The organism is Eubacteriales bacterium mix99 (assembly GCA_038396605.1).
In the GTDB taxonomy this organism is placed as follows: domain Bacteria; phylum Bacillota; class Clostridia; order Caldicoprobacterales; family DTU083; genus UBA4874.
Genome location: CP121690.1, coordinates 2,556,141 through 2,574,990, shown reverse-complemented (window position 1 = coordinate 2,574,990; position 18,850 = coordinate 2,556,141). Strand labels below are relative to the sequence as shown.

22 protein-coding genes and 4 tRNA genes are annotated in these 18,850 nt (G+C 46.7%); 21 read left to right on the top strand and 5 right to left on the bottom strand.

Annotated features, from left to right (window positions below; translation table 11 throughout):
* The 4 genes from rpsA (at position 1) to spoVAE (ending at position 3,455) form a co-directional block, all read left to right on the top strand.
* Entirely contained in the window at positions 1-1,419 is a 1,419-nt protein-coding gene (gene rpsA / locus QBE55_11510) for a 30S ribosomal protein S1 (protein WZL78143.1), read from the top strand.
* Positions 1,420-1,605: 186 nt separating this feature from the next.
* Complete coding sequence (gene spoVAC / locus QBE55_11505; protein WZL78142.1) at positions 1,606-2,082, top strand: stage V sporulation protein AC; 477 nt, start codon at positions 1,606-1,608, stop codon at positions 2,080-2,082.
* Complete coding sequence (gene spoVAD / locus QBE55_11500) at positions 2,082-3,089, top strand: stage V sporulation protein AD (protein WZL78141.1); 1,008 nt, start codon at positions 2,082-2,084, stop codon at positions 3,087-3,089. Before spoVAC ends, spoVAD begins: the two co-directional genes overlap by 1 nt.
* A gap of 12 nt (positions 3,090-3,101) precedes the next feature.
* A complete protein-coding gene (gene spoVAE / locus QBE55_11495) occupies positions 3,102-3,455 on the top strand; it encodes a stage V sporulation protein AE (protein ID WZL78140.1) in 354 nt (117 codons plus the stop codon).
* 64 nt (positions 3,456-3,519) lie between these two features.
* Here the strand turns inward: spoVAE and QBE55_11490 are convergent.
* The 4 genes from QBE55_11490 to QBE55_11475 form a co-directional block, all read right to left on the bottom strand.
* Positions 3,520-3,595, bottom strand: a tRNA-Phe gene (locus tag QBE55_11490).
* 2 nt (positions 3,596-3,597) lie between these two features.
* Positions 3,598-3,674, bottom strand: a tRNA-Ile gene (locus QBE55_11485).
* Between the two features lie 10 nt (positions 3,675-3,684).
* Positions 3,685-3,759, bottom strand: a tRNA-Glu gene (locus QBE55_11480).
* Positions 3,760-3,762: 3 nt separating this feature from the next.
* A tRNA-Pro gene (locus QBE55_11475) sits at positions 3,763-3,839 on the bottom strand.
* Positions 3,840-3,996: 157 nt separating this feature from the next.
* Here QBE55_11475 and QBE55_11470 point away from each other — a divergent pair.
* From QBE55_11470 to QBE55_11405, 14 genes are all read left to right on the top strand, one after another.
* Positions 3,997-4,314, top strand: coding sequence for an STAS domain-containing protein (locus QBE55_11470; GenBank protein WZL78139.1), 318 nt, complete (start codon positions 3,997-3,999; stop codon positions 4,312-4,314).
* A gap of 4 nt (positions 4,315-4,318) precedes the next feature.
* A complete protein-coding gene (locus QBE55_11465) occupies positions 4,319-4,711 on the top strand; it encodes a hypothetical protein (protein ID WZL78138.1) in 393 nt (130 codons plus the stop codon).
* Positions 4,708-5,469 (top strand): sigma-70 family RNA polymerase sigma factor, encoded by a 762-nt coding sequence (locus QBE55_11460; protein ID WZL78137.1) that lies wholly within the window; start codon positions 4,708-4,710, stop codon positions 5,467-5,469. Before QBE55_11465 ends, QBE55_11460 begins: the two co-directional genes overlap by 4 nt.
* 89 nt (positions 5,470-5,558) lie before the next feature.
* On the top strand, positions 5,559-5,993 hold the full coding sequence (locus tag QBE55_11455; protein WZL78136.1) for an ATP-binding protein: 435 nt from the start codon (positions 5,559-5,561) through the stop codon (positions 5,991-5,993).
* Between the two features lie 106 nt (positions 5,994-6,099).
* Positions 6,100-7,338: an HlyD family efflux transporter periplasmic adaptor subunit gene (locus QBE55_11450; GenBank protein ID WZL78135.1), complete on the top strand. Its 1,239-nt coding sequence runs from the start codon at positions 6,100-6,102 to the stop codon at positions 7,336-7,338.
* 4 nt (positions 7,339-7,342) lie between these two features.
* The gene (locus QBE55_11445; GenBank protein WZL78134.1) at positions 7,343-8,050 is read left to right on the top strand and encodes a YggS family pyridoxal phosphate-dependent enzyme; all 708 of its coding nucleotides are present in this window, start codon (positions 7,343-7,345) and stop codon (positions 8,048-8,050) included.
* Entirely contained in the window at positions 8,032-8,508 is a 477-nt protein-coding gene (sepF, locus tag QBE55_11440) for a cell division protein SepF (GenBank protein WZL78133.1), read from the top strand. Before QBE55_11445 ends, sepF begins: the two co-directional genes overlap by 19 nt.
* Before the next feature lie 12 nt (positions 8,509-8,520).
* The gene (locus QBE55_11435; GenBank protein WZL78132.1) at positions 8,521-8,823 is read left to right on the top strand and encodes a YggT family protein; all 303 of its coding nucleotides are present in this window, start codon (positions 8,521-8,523) and stop codon (positions 8,821-8,823) included.
* Between the two features lie 130 nt (positions 8,824-8,953).
* Positions 8,954-9,436 (top strand): DivIVA domain-containing protein, encoded by a 483-nt coding sequence (locus QBE55_11430; protein WZL78131.1) that lies wholly within the window; start codon positions 8,954-8,956, stop codon positions 9,434-9,436.
* 101 nt (positions 9,437-9,537) lie between these two features.
* Positions 9,538-10,275 (top strand): TraR/DksA C4-type zinc finger protein, encoded by a 738-nt coding sequence (locus QBE55_11425; protein WZL78130.1) that lies wholly within the window; start codon positions 9,538-9,540, stop codon positions 10,273-10,275.
* 67 nt (positions 10,276-10,342) lie between these two features.
* On the top strand, positions 10,343-10,792 hold the full coding sequence (gene lspA / locus QBE55_11420) for a signal peptidase II (protein WZL78129.1): 450 nt from the start codon (positions 10,343-10,345) through the stop codon (positions 10,790-10,792).
* A 31-nt stretch (positions 10,793-10,823) separates the two neighbouring features.
* Positions 10,824-11,729, top strand: a complete 906-nt coding sequence (locus QBE55_11415) for an RluA family pseudouridine synthase (protein WZL79928.1) — start codon at positions 10,824-10,826, stop codon at positions 11,727-11,729.
* 192 nt (positions 11,730-11,921) lie between these two features.
* Positions 11,922-12,458 (top strand): bifunctional pyr operon transcriptional regulator/uracil phosphoribosyltransferase PyrR, encoded by a 537-nt coding sequence (pyrR, locus tag QBE55_11410; GenBank protein WZL78128.1) that lies wholly within the window; start codon positions 11,922-11,924, stop codon positions 12,456-12,458.
* Positions 12,459-12,653: 195 nt separating this feature from the next.
* Positions 12,654-14,045 (top strand): solute carrier family 23 protein, encoded by a 1,392-nt coding sequence (locus QBE55_11405; protein ID WZL78127.1) that lies wholly within the window; start codon positions 12,654-12,656, stop codon positions 14,043-14,045.
* Between the two features lie 281 nt (positions 14,046-14,326).
* Here QBE55_11405 and QBE55_11400 read toward each other — a convergent pair whose 3' ends face one another.
* A complete protein-coding gene (locus QBE55_11400; GenBank protein WZL78126.1) occupies positions 14,327-16,078 on the bottom strand; it encodes an NFACT RNA binding domain-containing protein in 1,752 nt (583 codons plus the stop codon).
* Positions 16,079-16,332: 254 nt separating this feature from the next.
* Here QBE55_11400 and QBE55_11395 point away from each other — a divergent pair, with 254 nt between their 5' ends.
* The 3 genes from QBE55_11395 to rdgB all read left to right on the top strand — a co-directional run bounded on the left by QBE55_11395 (position 16,333) and on the right by rdgB (position 18,782).
* Complete coding sequence (locus QBE55_11395; protein WZL78125.1) at positions 16,333-17,355, top strand: GerMN domain-containing protein; 1,023 nt, start codon at positions 16,333-16,335, stop codon at positions 17,353-17,355.
* A gap of 75 nt (positions 17,356-17,430) precedes the next feature.
* Positions 17,431-18,174, top strand: coding sequence for a ribonuclease PH (gene rph / locus QBE55_11390; protein WZL78124.1), 744 nt, complete (start codon positions 17,431-17,433; stop codon positions 18,172-18,174).
* Positions 18,171-18,782 carry an RdgB/HAM1 family non-canonical purine NTP pyrophosphatase gene (gene rdgB / locus QBE55_11385; GenBank protein ID WZL78123.1) on the top strand — a complete coding sequence of 204 codons (612 nt, stop codon included), beginning with the start codon at positions 18,171-18,173 and terminating at the stop codon, positions 18,780-18,782. The genes rph and rdgB overlap by 4 nt, the downstream gene beginning before the upstream one ends.
* The last annotated feature ends 68 nt before the right edge of the window (positions 18,783-18,850 follow it).

Sequence of the window (18,850 nt, the reverse complement as noted above, 5' to 3'; positions counted from 1 at the left end):
ATGGATGAAAAGAAAGACGAGATAATGGAAAAAAATACAGCGGAAGCTGATATCGGGGATGAAAAAAAAGACGGAATAACGGAAAATACAGCAGAAGCTGTTGATGGGGAAGAAAAAAAGGATATCAATCCGGAAGAAAGTACAGCGCAATCTGCTGGTGAAAATAAAGAAGAAACGGAAGGGGCCGAAAAGCCTTCCGACGCAGCGGAACCCACGGAACAGGAAATCGGGGAATCTGTCAAAAAAGAGCCTTCTGCTCCAAAGGATGCAACGATGGAGAGCTTTGACATTGTATCTCTTCATCCCGGACAGGTGGTGGACGGGACCGTTCTTACGGTTACCCCTGATGAATTGATCGTAAATGTGGGATATAAGTCCGATGGTATCGTCACCAAGGATGAAATCGCCTTCCAGGACGGCAAGACGGTGGAAGAGTCCTTCCATGAGGGAGATAAGATCAAGGTTGAGGTTCTGAAAGTCAACGACGGGGAAGGCAATGTCGTTCTTTCGCAGAAGAAAATAATCAAGCATAAAATTTGGAAGGAAATCGAAGACGCTTATCAAAATAAAAAAGAAGTTACAGGGGTCGGAAAAGAAGTCATTAAAGGCGGTGTGCTTGCTGACATAAGGGGAATCTCCGCATTTGTCCCTGCATCTCAGCTGTCGGTGCGTTATGTAGCAGACCTCAGCACATTTGTTGGTCAGGATCTTCGTCTCCGGATTCTGGAAACGGATAAAAGAAGGAGCAGGGTCGTTGCATCCCAGAGAGTCATATTGGAAGAGGAAGCTGCGGAGCAGCGAAACAAAGTTTGGGATAATATTCAGGAAGGCCAGAAAATTACCGGCGAGGTAAAGCGACTGACAAATTTCGGAGCTTTTGTCGACATCGGAGGAGTGGATGGCCTGATCCATATATCCGATCTGGCATGGGGTCATATCAGGAGCCCAAAGGAAGTCGTTTCAGAAGGGCAGAAGGTGGAAGTCCTTGTTCTGTCTGCCGATCGGGAGAACAATCGGATTTCTCTTGGATATAAGCAAACCAAGCCTCATCCGTGGGATAATATTGAAGAAAAATATCCGGTTGGACAGATTTTTGAAGGGAAAATTGTTCGGTTGGCATCCTTTGGCGCATTTGTTGAATTGGAACCTGGCGTAGACGGATTGGTTCATATCTCTCAGATATCCGACAAACACGTAAATAAAGTGGAGGACGTTCTGAAAACCGGAGAAACCGTTTCTGTCAAGGTTCTGAATGTCAAGCCCAGGGAAAGGCGGATTAGCCTCAGCATCCGGGAAGCTGCTGAAAAAAAGCAGGAGGAAGCTCCCAGGCAGAAGGAAAGCCCCTATGTAAAAGAAGAAATGACCGTTCGTATGGGTGACTTTTTTCCGAAAAGCAAAAAGACTGAAGATAAGGAATAAAATTATTACAGGGGGTCATACTAAAATCGACCTCACAAATGATATATTGAGACCCCCTTTATATTGCGCCGTGTTTATTCACGGCGCTTTTTTTGTAAACGAATGGAATTGATTTTTTGAATGATTTGCGGTATGGAAGGAATACTAAAAAGGAAAATCCATTGATAAAGAAAGAAGGGTACTTCCATGACAGGAAATCAAAAGAAACCAACTCCTGCTCAGAAGGAATATCAGGAATTGGCTAAAAAATCCGTTCCAAAGCGCAAAGTTGTTCCCAATACCATTCGGGCATTTTTGGTAGGCGGATTGATTTGCCTATTTTCGCAGGGGCTGCAGGAAATATTTATACATTTTTTTCATTTTGAAAAATCACAGGCAGGAAACCCGGCATCTGCAGTACTCATTATGCTATCTGCCCTGCTCACCGGATTGGGAGTTTATGATCATATTTCCCAATGGGCAGGCGCAGGCACAGCCGTACCGATTACCGGCTTTGCCAACAGTATTGCATCGGCAGCCATTGAACATCGAAGCGAAGGTTATGTATTGGGCGTAGGCGGCAATATGTTCAAAATAGCCGGACCGGTCATTGTGTTCGGGACTTTTTCAGCTTTTGTTGTCGCTATTATCAAGTTGATCATCAAAGCAATAGGAGGGATATAATGCTGGTAGGACGGCAATCCTGGAGATTTGACAATCCGCCTGTTATCCTGGCTTCTGCAGCGATAGGCGGTCCCTTTGAATCCAAATCCCCCCTGGCAAATGATTTTGATGCGTTTCATGATGATATCTGGCTAAAGCAGAACAGTTTTGAAAAGGCAGAAGTCAAACTGTTGGAGCATGTCTGCCAAAAAGTGCTTGAAAAAGCCGGATTGCAGGGTCAGGATATCAATTTTCTGATAAGCGGTGATCTGGATAATCAAATTACATCCAGCAGTTTTGCTGCAAGATCCCTGGCAATCCCCTATATAGGAGTATTTGGAGCCTGTTCCACTTCCATGGAGGGGTTGGCGGTCGCCAGCAAACTGCTGGACAATGGCGGTGCCAATTACATTCTTACGGCTACGGCAAGTCATAATGCAGCTACGGAAAAACAGTTCCGCTATCCGACGGAATACGGCGCCCAAAAACCTCCCACTTCACAATGGACGGTAACGGGAGCCGGTGCGGCAATCCTTGGGATGGAAGGCAATGGGCCGAGGGTCACATCGGCAACCATCGGCCATGTTGTGGATATGGGCGTCAAGGATCCATTCAATATGGGAGAGGCAATGGCTCCTGCTGCAGTGGATACCATAGAAACCCATTTGAAGGAGATGAATGTCGGACCGGACTATTACGATCTGATCGCAACAGGCGATCTTGGATTTACCGGCTATGCCTTAGCCAACGAACTCTTTCAGAAACATGGAATCCAGTTGCGGGAAGGTTTGTATACGGACTGCGGGATGCTGATTTACGGGAAAAATGCCAAAGTATTTTCCGGCGGCAGCGGCTGTGCCTGCAGTGCAACCGTTACTTACGGACATTTATTGAACCGGATGAGGCGGGGGGAACTGAAAAAAATCCTGATTACCGCGACAGGCGCCCTGATGTCGCCTTTGTCCTATCAGCAAAAGGAGAGCATACCATGTATTGCTCATGCGGTATCGATTGAGTCTATACAGTAAAGGAGGCTGAAAATGACAGAATATTTATGGGCTTTCCTGGTAGGCGGAGGAATTTGTGCAATAGGCCAGATTATGATGGATGTATTTCATATGACTCCGGCGCATACCATGACGGCATTGGTGGTTGCGGGTGCTGTCCTTGGAGGACTGGGCCTGTATGATCCCCTGGTGGAATTTGCCGGTGCAGGAGCCACCACTCCTATCTGCAGCTTTGGAAATTCCCTGCTTAAGGGAGCCATGGCCGAAGCGGAGAGAGATGGCATCATCGGCGTTCTGACCGGGATATTTGAAGTAACAAGTGCTGGCATCTCTGCCGCGATTATTTTTGGCTTTATTGCATCACTGATCTTTCATCCGAAGGGATAAAAACAATTGGAAAATAAATAAAAAAGGCTGTACTACAGCCTTTTTTTAACGCTTCTAAAATGGATGGTGCCTCGGGGCGGAATTGAACCACCGACACATAGATTTTCAGTCTACTGCTCTACCGACTGAGCTACCGAGGCAATGGTGGGCCTTCAGGGACTTGAACCCCGGACCGACCGGTTATGAGCCGGTTGCTCTGACCAACTGAGCTAAAGGCCCATGGTAAAAATGGTGACCCCTAGGAGATTTGAACTCCTGTTACCGCCGTGAAAGGGCGATGTCTTAACCGCTTGACCAAGGGGTCTTATGGTCGGGGCGACAGGATTCGAACCTGCGACCCCCTGGTCCCAAACCAGGTGCGCTACCAAACTGCGCTACGCCCCGCAGGACTTTTCAGACGACCTACAATAATATACAGCATTTCATTCATACTGTCAACCATTTCTTCTTCCCATTTTCATTTATTGTGTTATAATACACAGTGTAACATGATGAATCGTGTTGTAAAAAGGGTTAATTGACAAGATAAGGAGTGAATCCTATGGATATCCTGCAAGAATGGAAGGAACAGGACAAATCCTGGAACATCTCTCTTTCCGGAGAGATCGATATTTATAATGCACCCGAGCTGAAGTCAAAGCTGCTGGACTTGCTGAAACAAAGAAAGGGAGATATACAGGTTGACTGTAAAGATCTGAAGTATATTGACAGTACCGGGCTGGGAGTACTGATCAGTGCGCTCCGCCACGTAAAGGATTACGGCGGAAGCATTACCATCCGGAATCTGAAGCCGTATATTCAGAAGATATTCCGGATCACCGGGCTGGACAAGGTATTTATCATTGAGGCACAGGGGTGAGAAGATGGATGAGATAAATTTAAAACTGCCGGCAAAGCCGGATTATATATCCGTTGCCAGATTAACCACCTCCGCCATTGCCAATCGGCTGGATTTTCGCTTGGATGAGATCGAAGACCTGAAAGTGTCTGTCTCGGAAGCGGGTATCTATCTGATTAACCAAATTTCCGGGATTTCTTTCCTGACGTTCGATTTCCTGATCCATGAGGACCGTCACAGTATGACAGTACATGTAAAGGCCATCGATGGAATCGGCAACAAGGATTCCGTGAAAAAGGAAACCGAACTCAGTCTGTTCATTATTGAATCCGTTACAGACCATGTAAGCAAAGATATGGATCAGGGAGTCATACGGGGCTTTTCAATTTATAAAACAGGTGGGGGAAATCTTGAATGAAAGAAAATGCCGAAGCCCGGAAGAAGGAGGAACAGGATGGCCTCTTGCTGGCTGAGTACTGTAAAACCCGGGACATCGACCTGCGGAATGAACTTGCCGGCAGATACTTGTATATCGCTGAGATTCTCTCAAAGAAATTCTCCAACAGAGGCATCGAATATGATGATTTGTATCAAGTCGCGTCCCTTGCCTTGCTAAAGGCCCTGGAACGATATGACATTACAAAGGGGTACAAATTTTCCAGCTTTGCCACCCCGACCATCGTAGGGGAAATCAAGAATTACTTTCGGGACAGGAGCCGGATCATACGACTGCCACGAAAGGAAAGCGAACTTGTCAAAAAAACAGAAAGCGCCAGGACATACCTTTCCAACCAATTGGGTCATTCCCCGACTCCAACGGAAATCGGCGAATATCTGGGCATTACTTCTGAAAGGGTTCTGGAGCTCATGGAATCCAATTATGAGACAAAAGCAGCTTCCCTGGATTATTATATTGACACGGAGGGGGAAACCGACCTCATGTCGATCATTGGGCGGGAAGAAAAAGACTATCGCCGGATAGAGGACAAGGATTTTGTTGACCGGGTGATGGAGACGCTGAACGATACGGAAAGGAAAGTCATTACCGAGCGCTTTTACGACGGAAAAAGCCAGAGGGAAATAGCAGAGGAGATGGGAGTTTCCCAAATGTATATTTCCAGGATGGAGCGCAGAATACTGGAACGTTTCCGCAGATATCTGAAAAAAGACAGTTAGAACAAACGCCCGCACGTACCCGCCTGTTTCACAGCAAGGGAAAGAGGGTAGAATAATAAAGGCAGCTTTGAAAATTGGGAGGCAATCCTGTGAGCATTTTGTTCTGTAAAAGAATTACTGGGTGTGATTCAAATTGTATCAGGGCCATGATTCACAAAATGGTGAATTGCATCAAAACCTGGAGAAGCTTGTCAGATGAAGAGGAATACGAATTTCGTCTTATATTGAACGAGTTGATTGCCAACGGGACGGTACACGGCAATAAAAGGCTTTGTGACAAGACAATTACTGTTCGGATCGAAGCCGTTGATTCCGGCACAATTGAAATCACAATCCAGGACGAAGGGGCGGGATTTGATTATCGACGTTTTTTCAGGGAAGGGTATCCCTGTGATATGGATCCCTATTCGGAGCGGGGACGTGGATTGAAGCTGATCCGGGCAATTTGTGATGATATCATGTTCAATCAGACAGGAAATCAAATCCGAATTTATAAAACCATAAAAAAGAATGCTGAAAAGTAAATGGATTTTATAAAAGTAAAGCTTTTTTTATATTACGGAAGGATTTTCTTGTTTTACAGAGAACTATATACCATAGTAAAGTAAAAAATTTGGAAGGATTGTGTTTATGGCAGCATTCTTGGTGATTGGCCGGCGCAAGGTAAAGTTCCGATTTTTTGTCTTCCTGGCATTGCTGCTTTCAGCAGTCTTCTGTATTTATACTTATTTGGCAGAGAAGGGTTCTCCAATTGCTTCCGCCTATACATCCGTGGACTATGGTGAAGTCCGTATGACAGTCCGCAGCCCCGCCGTTATTATACGGAAAGAATCCATGTACACGGCTCCCTCCTATGGAAAAGCGGTACCTCTTGCAGCAAATGGTGCTGCCGTTCAAAAGGACCAGCCAGTGGCTGTATTGTATAAAGAAAGTTACGATCCAGATAAGGCGGGACAGCTTTATACCGTTCAGGAGAAAATCACCCAGTATCAGCAGAACCAATTGCCCGGCCAGGTTCTGGATGGCGATATGGAAAAGCTGAAGACGGATAGCAATACATTGGTTCTGAGTGTTCAGGAAATGATCCGGAAGAACGATTGGGATTCCATTGCGCAGAAAGAAAATCAGCTTCGTACCCTGCTGGCGCAGAAGCAAAAGCTGTTGGATCTGCAAACGAAGCCGGATTCTTACCTGAAAGGGCTCTACAATGAGGAAGCAGATATCCGGAAGCAAATGAAAGCCTGGACGGTTTCCGTCAAAGCGCCGGAGACCGGATTGATCAGCTTTCAGCTGGATGGATACGAAAACATCCTGGGTATCGATACAGCGGATCAGCTAACGAAGGGGGACTTCAAGCAAATACTGGAACAGCCTTCTCCGGAAGAAAAAAATAAGAAGGGGAAAGAAGCAAAGGCAGAGCAGCCTTTTTTCAGAATGGTGGACCCTCACAGTAAATGGTATGCCGTTGTTCCATCCGAGGATAAGGATATTTACTTCAACACGGGGGAGGAAATACAGGTATCCCTGGAAGGGAAAGATCCTCTGCCTGCAAGGATCTGTCAGGTCCACAGGGAAAATGGAAACTCCTTTTTTATAATGGAGTTTTCGGGCGGGGTGGAAAAAGTCATGAGCAAGCGAATTCTACCCATTCATATCCAGAAATCAGCCGAAGGTCTTTGCGTACCGGAAAAGGCCCTGATGGTTCATGACGGGAAACGAGGTGTCTTTTTAAAGAATGGAAGTGAGAACCTTTTTATTGAGGTAACAGTTCGGGCTTTGTCCAATGGACAAGCTGTTGTGGAGTCCGTTTCAGATAATCTGGTACTGAAGCTTCATGACCAGGTGATGACGGGCAGAGGGCGGGAGTGATGTTATGGATGTAGAACAAAATATCAAACGGATCCATCAGAAAATCGGTGCAGCTCTCCGGAAATCCAACCGGGCAAACGAAAATGTAACTCTGGTCGGTGCAACAAAGACTGTGGATCCGGAGACGATACAGGAGGCGATTTCCTGTGGATTACACGACATTGGAGAAAACCGTGTCCAGGAGATGATGACAAAATACGATCGGATAAGCGGTGCAAAATGGCATGTCATTGGTACTTTGCAGCGTAACAAGGTGAAGTATATCATTGATAAGGCAGCCATGATCCAGTCTCTGGAAAGCCTGCCGCTTGCCAGGGAAATTGACCATCGTGCACAGAAGATCGGCAGGGTCATGCCGGTTTTGGTCCAGGTGAATCCGGCCAACGAGACAAGTAAATCCGGTCTTCCCGTGGAAGAGGTTTCTCCTTTCATCGAGTCCATATTCAACCTGAAAAATATCAAAGTGATGGGTCTGATGATGATCGCTCCCTATGCGGAAGATCCGGAGTCTGTAAGACCGTATTTTACCATCATGAAACAGTTGTTTGATGAAGTGAAGCAATGTAATTATCCACATACCGATATGCAATACCTTTCCATGGGGATGTCCAACGATTTTGAAACAGCTGTCGAGGAAGGATCCAATATGGTACGTATCGGTACCGCGTTATTTGGAAAAAGGAGGACAACGGAATGGCAGGAAAATTCATGAACAAGTTTTTGAACTTTATCGGTCTGGAAGAGGATATCATGGAAGAGCCCGAAGAGGAAACGGCAGAAGAATCCCAGGGTACATCCAGGGAAGATTTGATTGAGCCTACATTTCAGGCAAAAAACAAGAAAGGCAAGGTAGTGAATATTCATCAATCTTCTTATGTTAAAGTAGTGGTCTATCAGGCACTGACTTACGACGACACCCAGAATATCGTTGATAATCTCAAGAATCGGAAACCCATCATTGTGAATCTGGATTCCCTGGAACAGGAACTGGCCCAGAGGGTTCTGGATTTCATGAGCGGAGCAGTCTATGCCCTGGATGGTACAATCCAAAAAGTGTCAAAGAGTATTTTTGTTCTGGTCCCCAGCAATATTGACATTGTAGGAAACATTCCGGAAGATTTCAAGGGGAAAAGCTTTTATACACTTGGTACCAGCGCGGATAAGGAATAGGAGAGTTCAAACTTGGCCGGTCTGTTCGTAGCTTCCCTCCTGAAAAGAATCGTACTCTTTCTGGATATCTGGTCATGGCTCATCCTTATCCAGTCTGCCCTCACGATTTTTACACACCCAGGGGATCAGGAATCCAGGGCCGTGAAGCTGCTTACCAGAATAACAGAGCCGATCAACGGCCCTTTCCGGCGGTTGCTGAAGAAGACCGGTGTTTTGGGGATGCCTGTGGATATGTCTCCTATGCTTTCCCTGATTACATTGTGGGTTTTATCCCGCCTGTTGAACCTGTTATCGGAAAGCGTAGGAGGATTTTAGTAATGTAGGGAAATTCTATGCTTTTTTATACTCCGGCATGGTTCGCACGAAAAAGTGATATGCAGCAGGAAAGCGACCGTTCCTTGTCATCTGAAAATTCATATCATATTGAAAGGAAGGAAGAATTCTTATGTCACTGACACCGATGGATATTCACAACAAGGAATTTGCCAGAAAATTCAGAGGGTATCAAGAAGATGAAGTTGACGAATTTCTGGATGCCATTGTGGATGAGTTCGAAAAGCTTCATAAGGAGAATATTGACCTGAAGGATAAGGTTCATGCATTGGAGGATCAGGTCAATCAATATAAAACCATGGAACAGACCTTAAAGGATACCCTGGTAACCGCGCAGAAGACAGCGGATGAAGTAACGGCGCTTGCACAGCAAAAAGCCGGGATGATACAAAAGGATGCAGAAGAGCAGGCACATCACGTTGTGGAAAGTGCCAACGACCAGGTAATAGAGATCCGAAAGGAATATCAGGAAGCTCAAAAGCAAATGAAGCTTTTCCAGTCCAAATATCGTTCTTTGCTGGAGACACAGATCGAACTGATCTCCAGTGATGTTGCCGCAGCAGACGATTCAATATCACCTGAAACAAAAGAATAGCAATTTTCCAGGGAGGACATACTGAAATATGTCCTTTTATTTTTTTGTATTTATGCCGGATGCACAAGTTTTTGCATCCGGCAGTTTCAGGAGGAATGGATATGAAAAACAATGAGCAGAATTATTTGAAAGACAAGCTTCAGAAAAAGATGGAGCAGCAGAAGGAAGCTTTCTCCCTGCACAAGGAACTCGGACTGGATGATTCCCTGAGAGAATCATCAGGGGAACTGTCTTACTATGATAACCATCCGGCAGACATTGGCAGTGAAACTTATGAACAGGAAAAGCAGATCGCTCTGGGCAGACATTCCATACGGCAGATCAGTGAAGTAAATGCCGCCATAAAACGAATGGAGAAAGGGAAATATGGGTTCTGCGAATCCTGCGGCAGGGAAATCAGCTTTGAGAGACTGGATGCCATGCCGGAAACCAGATTGTGCATGGAATGCGAAGAGCAACGAAGAGCAGAAACCAGGAAAGAAAAATGGAACCGAAAGGTGGAACAGAATTTCCAGGAACCTGCAATCCCGCATTTTTCTTCTGGAAATAAAAGCGCTTCCTATGACGGAGAGGACGCTTTGAAGGACACACAGGCTTATGGCAGCTCAAGTGGTCCACAGGATGTTGCCTCCAACGGCCCTGTGGATTATCGGCACACCTGGTCCGAAAACCAGGAAGATCAGGGATATGTGGAAGACGTGGACCGCATCAGCAATGCGGTTTATCGGCAGCAATTACCGGGTACCCAGGATAATGATACGGATCTATCCGAAAAGCCGATAAAGGAAGCAGATTATTCCGCGGAAAAAGGGCGGAAGAAAAAGAAGGAAAGCAATTGATGGGGAATGCCTGCGGAAGCCTCCTTATGGTATAATAAGCGGGTACCGAATATAAAGGAGGCTCTTCATGCTGGAAATATTTATTGTTCTTTTTCTTACAGCAGCAGATCGAATCACAAAATATCTGGCAGTTCATTATCTGAAACCACTTCAATCCGTTCCCATATGGAAAGGGGTTTTCAGCCTGACTTATGTGGAAAACCGGGGGGCAGCCTTTGGAATCCTGCAAAACAAGAGGTGGTTCCTGATCGTTTTGCCATTGGTGATTATCGCAGCCATTGTAATTTATCTGATCACTCATCGGGAGGACAGCCTGCTGAGCAAAATCTGCCTTGCTGTTATTCTGGGCGGCGCCATCGGAAATTTGTTGGACCGTATCCTTTTTGGCTATGTGGTGGATATGTTTCAGCTTGTTTTTATTGATTTTCCGGTGTTCAACATAGCAGATACCGCAGTGGTGTGCGGTACGGTTCTGCTTGCCATTCAGATACTTTTTATGGATGTATCCAAATCGTGAAGGCGGTGATGGAGTGGAAAGGATTCATTTGATGCCCGCCCCGGAAGATAATGGACGGAGACTGGATCAATATCTTGCAGAGAAATTGCCGCAGTATTCCAGAAACCATTTTCAGAAGTTCATCCGAAACGGCTTGGTTACCGTGGATGCAGGGCCTGCAAAGGCAAACCATCGGATCCGGGCAGGTGAACGGATTGTCGTTGTTCTGTCCCCTCCGAAGGAAATAAGAGTTGTACCGGAAAATATAGATCTGAACATTGTTTATGAAGACGGGGACATTGCTGTCATCAACAAGCCTCAGGGCATGGTGGTTCATCCTGCTCCAGGCCATGAGTCAGGCACTCTGGTCAATGCCCTGTTATATCACTATGACGAATTATCCGATCTCAACGGGAAATTCCGGCCCGGGATTGTTCATCGGATTGATAAGGATACCTCCGGACTTCTTGTGATAGCAAAAAACAACTTTGCTCACAGCAAGCTGGCAGAGCAACTGCAGAAAAAAGAAGTTTCCAGACAATATCTGGCTCTTGCCGAGGATAATATCAAGCAGGATTCCGGTACCATCTGTGCCCCCATGGGTCGGAATCCGGCCAATCGAAAGAAAATGGCGGTTGTTGCATCAGGACGGAATGCAGTGACCCACTTTCGGGTCCTGGAACGATTTGGTTTCTGCACCTATCTGGAATGTAAGCTGGAAACCGGCCGGACTCATCAGATACGGGTTCATCTCAGCCATATCGGTCATCCGATTATGGGAGATCCGCTATATGGAAGGCATCATCAGAAGTTTTCCCTGGACGGTCAGGCTCTTCATGCAGCCCGATTGTCTTTGATTCATCCCCGAACGGGAAAGTATATGGAATTTTCAGCACCTCTTCCGGATTATTTTGAGAAGTTGCTGAAAATATTGCGACAACAATCAAAAAAATTTTAGCGGGTACTGGACAGGTTTCAAACAATATGGTATACTTGGCAAAGTAAAAAAATGATCAAAGACCTTTAACACGGTTCCGTGAGACCGCAAGGTGCTGGCAGAAATATTCATAAGAGTATGGGATGGCGCCTTGCGGATTGGTAAGGCGCTTTATTTGCGGCCAAATTTCAGCAGCAGAAAGGGGAGGATACCATGTCGGTTGAAAAAGCACAAATTATGGACGAAACAGCTATGAACAGAGCTTTGTCCCGAATTGCCCATGAGATCGTGGAAAAGAATAAGGGGGTTGCCGATGTCGTTCTGATTGGAATCCGACGCAGGGGAGTTCCGCTGGCTCATCAGCTGGCAGACAGAATCCGGGAGTTTGAAAAACAGGACGTACCGGTGGGAATCCTGGATATTACGCTGTACCGGGATGATCTGTCTGCCTTGTCCGAGCAGCCCGTCATCAACAGTACGGATGTTCCGTTTCCCATTACCGATAAGATTGTGGTAATGGTGGATGATGTCCTGTACACCGGCCGGACTGCCAGGGCAGCCATGGATGCACTGATTGATCTGGGCAGGCCGACTGCAATTCAATTTGCCGCATTCATCGACAGAGGCCATCGTGAGCTTCCGATACGTGCGGATTACGTTGGGAAAAACGTGCCTACCTCCAGAAACGAGATTGTACAGGTGCACGTTGCAGAGGTTGATGATGACAACCGTGTGGTCATCACGGAATAGATTCCATTATTCCGTAAAATATTCCATAAAATAAGAAAAGAGAACCCCTTTAAAGACAGTCCTGCGAGACTGACAAGGGCAAAACGGTTCAAGTGAACCATTGTGCCTTGACAGAGGACGTCAAGGCATTTTTTATGACCATTTCACAGGATGAAATGACCAGGCAGGAGAGATTATATTATCAGGAGGCTTTTTATGCGTAACCATTCAAAAACCATCAGTTATTTACCGGACGAGCGGCCCCCATTCTGGAAACTGCTTCTCTACGCACTGCAGCAAGTTATCGTCATGTTCCCGGCAACCGTAGCCGTAGCAATCATTACCGGCTTTCATATTTCCACCACTATTTTTGCCAGCGGGCTGGCAACCATATGCTTCCTGCTGATGACCGGAAAAAAGATTCCTCTTTATTACGGATCCAGCTTTTCCTATGTTGCTGCCATCAGCGGTCTGATGAGCTCCAAAGCTCTCTCCGGTTATGTACTGGATGAGAAGATTGCAATGGCCCAGTTTGGCATTGTCCTGTCAGGCTTTATTTCCATAGCGGCAGGTCTGATTGTCAATCGCTTCGGCAGGGATTCCATCGAAAAGGTCCTTCCTGCCACAGTAACCGGTCCCATTGCAATGATTATTGGTTTAACCCTGGCAGGGAATGCTATGTCAGACGCCGCTTCCATTTCCGTGGATGCCCTGGGTACGATCCGGGTGGCAAAGTCTCAAATCGCCACGGCCACCAACATGGCATGGATCGTTTCCCTTGTGACATTGATTTCAACCATTTTGTTTTCCGTTTATCTGAAAGGAATATGGGGTCAGCTTCCCCTGATTCTGGGTCCGGCACTGGGATGTCTGACTGCAGGCATTATACAGTGGACCACTGGTATCAATTTATTTAAAACCCTGCCGGCTGAAGAAATCGGAAAAGGAATCTTTTCCCTTCCCATTTTCACCTTTCCAAAACCAAACTGGATGGCGGTCGCAGCCATTATGCCCATTGCAATTGCCACCATACCGGAATCCACGGCTCATATTTATCAGCTTGATATTTATGTAAACAACCTGGCCAGGGAAAAGCATAGCAATAAGAAATACAATCTGGCAGATATGCTGGGGCGGAACCTGATCGGGGATGGAATCGGTGATATTGTTTCCGGCTTCATAGGAGGACCGGCCGGAACAAACTATGGCGAGAATATCAGCACCATGGCCATCAGCAAGGTGTTTTCCGTCCCGGTTCTGATTGCTGCATCGGTTCTGGCCATGATTATTTCCTGCTTTACCCCATTGATCAATGCGATTTATTCCATTCCCACCGCAGTGATTGGCGGTCTGGAAATCTACCTGTTCGGTACCATTGCAGCACAGGGAGTGGCCATTATGGTGGAGAAAAAGATCGATCTGTTCTGCTCCCGGAATATTGCCGTGATCGCTGTCATTATGATAATCGGTATTGGCGGCCAATATGCCTTTGGCGGCAACATACCAATCTTTGGAATGGAGATTCCCTGTGTCGCCGGCGCTTCCATATTCGGTATCCTGATGAACTTAATTCTGAATATCGGAAACAAAAAAGAGCGAAGTGTATAAAATTCATTACAACAGATAAATCCATCCCCTTTAAGTGCAGTCCAGTGAGGCTGTCAAGGGTAGGAGTATATATATGGTATGAGCAGCGTTCTGCTATTCATACGAGCCCATATATTTTCCCCATGCCTTGACATATAGACTGTCAGGGCATTTTTGTGTGGCTGGCCGGACCACCTTCCCTGATTCCATTGGAAATGAGACGAACTGGTGCAAATGTTGGAAGGTGTGCAAGAACCATTCCCCACTTGTTCAGCCCGGCAGCCGCAAAATATGATGGCTTCTCAAAGCTTCTTCATCCTCTGTACTTTTTCTTCTGACGGAGTGACATACATGGTTTGATACTGCTCATAGATCACCATCCCCGGCTTTGCTCCACCCGGCTTTTTTACATGCTTTCTGGGACAGTAATCCACGGGTACATTGGCAGAAGTCCTGCCTTTGCTGTAATAGGCTGCCAGGTTGGCAGCTTCCTGCAGAGTGGTATCCGGAACCGAACGCCCTGCTGTCTTGACAATGACATGGGATCCGGGTATGACCTTGGTATGCAGCCAGAGATCCTTTCCGGCGGCTGTTTTCAGGGTAAGATGATCATTCTGCATATTGTTTTTGCCTACAAATATTTCGTAGCCATCCGAGGACAGATAATGATGGGGAAGGGAAACCTCATGCCGCTGCGGTTTCTTCTTCCCGGAGTTCCTCCGAAGATACCCTTCCCGTATCAGTTCCTCCCGGATAGCTGATATATCCGCCTCATCGGAGCACATGGACAAATGCTCCGCCAGGCTTTCCAGATAGGTGATTTCCTCCCGGGTTTCCCTTCGGAACTTCGTTTGCTTTGCAACGACCGTCCTGTACTTGTTATACTTTTTAAAGTAGGCCTGGGCATTTTGGGAAGGCGACCTGGCAGGATCCATGGGAATCCGGACACGTTTTCCATCCGGGTCATGGTAGTTCTCCAGTGTTACTTCCCTTTCACCAGGGGATATCCTGTAAAGGTTGGAGGTGATCAGCTCACCATACAATCGATAAACTTCGCTGTCCTGTGCCTTTTCTATTTCCGCCGACTCCATAGCCAGTTTTTTCGTGCAGCGATCCATATTATTCCGGATCACCTTACGAAGATGGGAAGTTCGCTGCTGGATTCGTTCCATGCGGTCCCGGGTGATAAAGTAGTCATCCAGCGCATCAGAAAAGGATGGATAGGATTTCATCTGTCCGGAGGGAAAAATCCCGTAGGGAAACGGCAGGATATCCTTCGGCTTGTTCTGCTCTCCAAGTACAAGGATTGGCTGAAACAATCCCTCCCGGACCTTTGAAAAAAAGTCTGTAAAGGCAGAAGCAATCCTTTCCGCGCAGTCTGCCTGCTGCCCGCCGGATTCACGGGCCGCCATGCGGCAAATCTCCTCTGCCGTGGTTCGGGAGATCCCGGTAAAGTAATCGGCCAAAATCCGTTCCGGCCGGACATTGTGATTCTGCGAGGTCAGCAAAGACAGAACCTGCTCCCTTCCTGCCTTGCGGGGATCTGATTTTCCATGGGAAGGCGGATCTGTATAATACTTTCCGGGCAGTACTTCCCTTACACGGCTGATATTTTTGCTGACATGCTTGACACTGTCCAGGATTTTCCCATCCTGATTTGTGAAAATAATATTGCTGTGTCTTCCCATGATCTCTATGATCAACTTCTTCCTTGTCCAATCTCCCATTTCATCCAGGCTTTCAAAATGGAGGATCAGAATTCTGTCAAATCCAGGTTGCGAAATCGACAGAAGCCTTCCGCCAATCAGATGCTTTCGGAGCACCATACAGAACATGGGGGGAGAAAGTGGGTTTGTTTTGTCCTGACGGGTCAGGTGAATCCTGGGATGACCGGAGCTGGCAGACAGCAATAATCTGTAATTCTGACCATTATTTCGAATCAGAATATGTATTTCATCCGTTTCCGGCTGATATATCCGGTCAATACGCCCATTTTCCAGGACTGTCTGTAATTCGCCTGCCAGGCCGTTGAGCAGGACCCCATCCAGTGACATTTCAATTCCTCCCGCATTCCATTGGATAATGCTGTTCTTATCCATGATTTCTTTTTAATCCTGATTTCCTGTCATGTTTATTATACACCAGTTTGCCGGGAAGGAACAGATTTGGAAGATCTTTTTCAGAACAGTGTCCCGTTTGGATTAAATGTGATAGAATAATTTCAGTGTGAAATTGATTTTAAGGATACATACAACCCCTGCTTGCCTAATATAAATAGTATTAAGATAAGACAAGGGGGGAGATCGCTTTGCAAAAAAAAGTCTGGTTCCTGACTGCAATGCTGTTGATTCTTACATTGGTATTTGCCAGTTGCAACCAAAAGAAGGAAGGCAAAGTAAATTCCAAAGACATCCCAACGGCAACAGACGAACAAACAGGCGAAAAGAGCGGGGAAAAGAAGGAAAAGAGCGGGGAAACAAATGAACTGATCCGGGAGACTGTCGTTTACTATCAGGATGATGCGGGATATTTGGTTCCTGTTATGCGTAAGATACCATGGGTGGAAGGAATTGCAAAAGCTACCCTGAATGTTATGACGGATACCCCGGAGCAACAGGAGGACCTGATGATGATGGGCTTAAAGCCCCTGCTTCCTGCGGATGCCAAGGTGCTGGGCATGTCCATCAGGGACCGTGTTGCCATGCTGGATCTGAATCGTGCGGTATTGGATTGCAAGGATGCCACTGCAGAGAACAATATGATTCAGGGCATTGTTTTGACCCTATCAGGATTTTCTACCATCGATAAGGTGCAGTTTCTTTTTGACGGCAAGGTCGTTGACTCCATGGAACATGGAACAAAAGTAAAGGATCCCATTGGCCCATCGGATGTCAATGTTGAGATGTCGGACGATGCCACGGCTCAGGGAGCAAAGGTAACCGTATTCTACCAAAGCACCTCCCCCAGCCAGTATGATTATCTGATTCCGGTGACGAGAATTACGTCATCCGAAAATACGACACTGGAAACTGCAATTCAGGAACTGCTGAATGGGCCAAAGGATAAAGACAATATGACCATTGATATTCCTCCGGATACCAAACTTCTGGGAGCACAGATGGAGAAGGGGACGACCTATCTGAACTTCAGCAAGGAGCTCAGGGATCTGGCAAATTCCAGGGACAGTGAAGCCATGGTAATGAGAGCAATAAAAATGGCGGCCATGCAGTTTCCGGAAGTGAAGCAGGTAAAGGTTCTTGTGGAAGGAAAGGATTATGCAGAGAGTACGCCACTGGACAGCACACCGGTATTTGCCAACGAATATGAATAACGGGATCAGGCTCAGACCGTCGAAAAATGGCTGTCTGAGCTTTGTTCCATCATTTATCACAAAGGAGAAAAAGATATGAGATCAGACGGAAGAGCCAACAATCAAATGAGACCGATCCAAATCACAACAGATTATATCTGTCATGCAAATGGTTCGGTATTAATCGAATGCGGAAGGACCAGAGTCATCTGTACGGCCATGGTGGAGGATAAGGTGCCTCCCTTTTTGAGGGGAACCGGAAAGGGCTGGATTACCGGGGAATATGCCATGATTCCTGCAGCCACCCAGGTACGTAAGGTCCGGGAGTCAAGAAGGGGCAGAGTGGAGGGCAGAACCCAGGAAATTCAGAGACTGATCGGCCGTTCCCTTCGTTCCGTTGTTGAATTGAAAGGCCTTGGAGAACGAACCATCTGGATCGACTGCGATGTGATCCAGGCAGATGGCGGTACCCGAACGGCATCCATCACCGGCAGCTTTATCGCTTTGGTGTACTGTATCCAATGGATGATGGAGCAGGGTATGCTGAGGAAAAGTCCGATTCACAGTTATGTCGCAGCAGTCAGTGTGGGAATACATGATGGAAATCGGATATTGGACCTCTGCTATGATGAGGATTCCCATGCCAAGGTGGATATGAATATTGTTATGACAGACAATGGGAAATTCGTGGAGGTTCAGGGAACCGGGGAGGAAAGCCCATTCAGCCGGGAAGACCTGATGGAGCTTTTACAGATGGGTCAGAACGGCACGGAAGAATTGATTGAAATACAGAAAAAGGCCCTGGGGGATCTCTGCAGATTGGTGGGAGACCGGTCATGAAAAAGAAAAAGCTGCTCATCGCCAGCAATAATGCAGGAAAAGTAAAGGAATTCCGGAGTTTGTTTTCCAGGTTGGGGTTTGAAGTCCTGTCCCTGAAGGAAGCAGGACTGAACGTTGTGGTGGAAGAGGATCAACCTGATTTTGCAGGGAACTCCTACAAGAAAGCCAGTGAAATCGGAAAAAGAATCGGTGAAATTACTCTGGCAGACGATTCCGGCCTTGAAGTGGAGTCTTTGGGGGGACAACCCGGGGTATATTCTGCAAGGTTCGCCGGTGAGGGTGCAACAGATCAGCAAAACAACGAAAAACTCCTTGCCAGAATGAAGCAGGTCCCGGAAGAAAAAAGGAAAGCCTGCTTTCGCTGTGTGATCACCCTGTATTACCCAGATGGAAAGTATCTGCAGACGGAAGGCAAATGTATCGGGAAGATTGGACTTTCTCCGTCCGGAAACGGGGGATTCGGCTACGACCCTCTTTTCCTGCCAGACAGATATCACAATAAAAGCATGGCAGAATTATCTTTGAAAGAAAAAAACCGGATAAGCCACAGAGCCATTGCCCTACATTCCATGATTTCTCTCCTGCGTGCGCAGGGAAGAGAAGACTGATTTATTTTTGGCCTTGACGAAACCAGGATGTTGCGCTATACTATTTTTGTTGTCCCGGCTGGGAACAG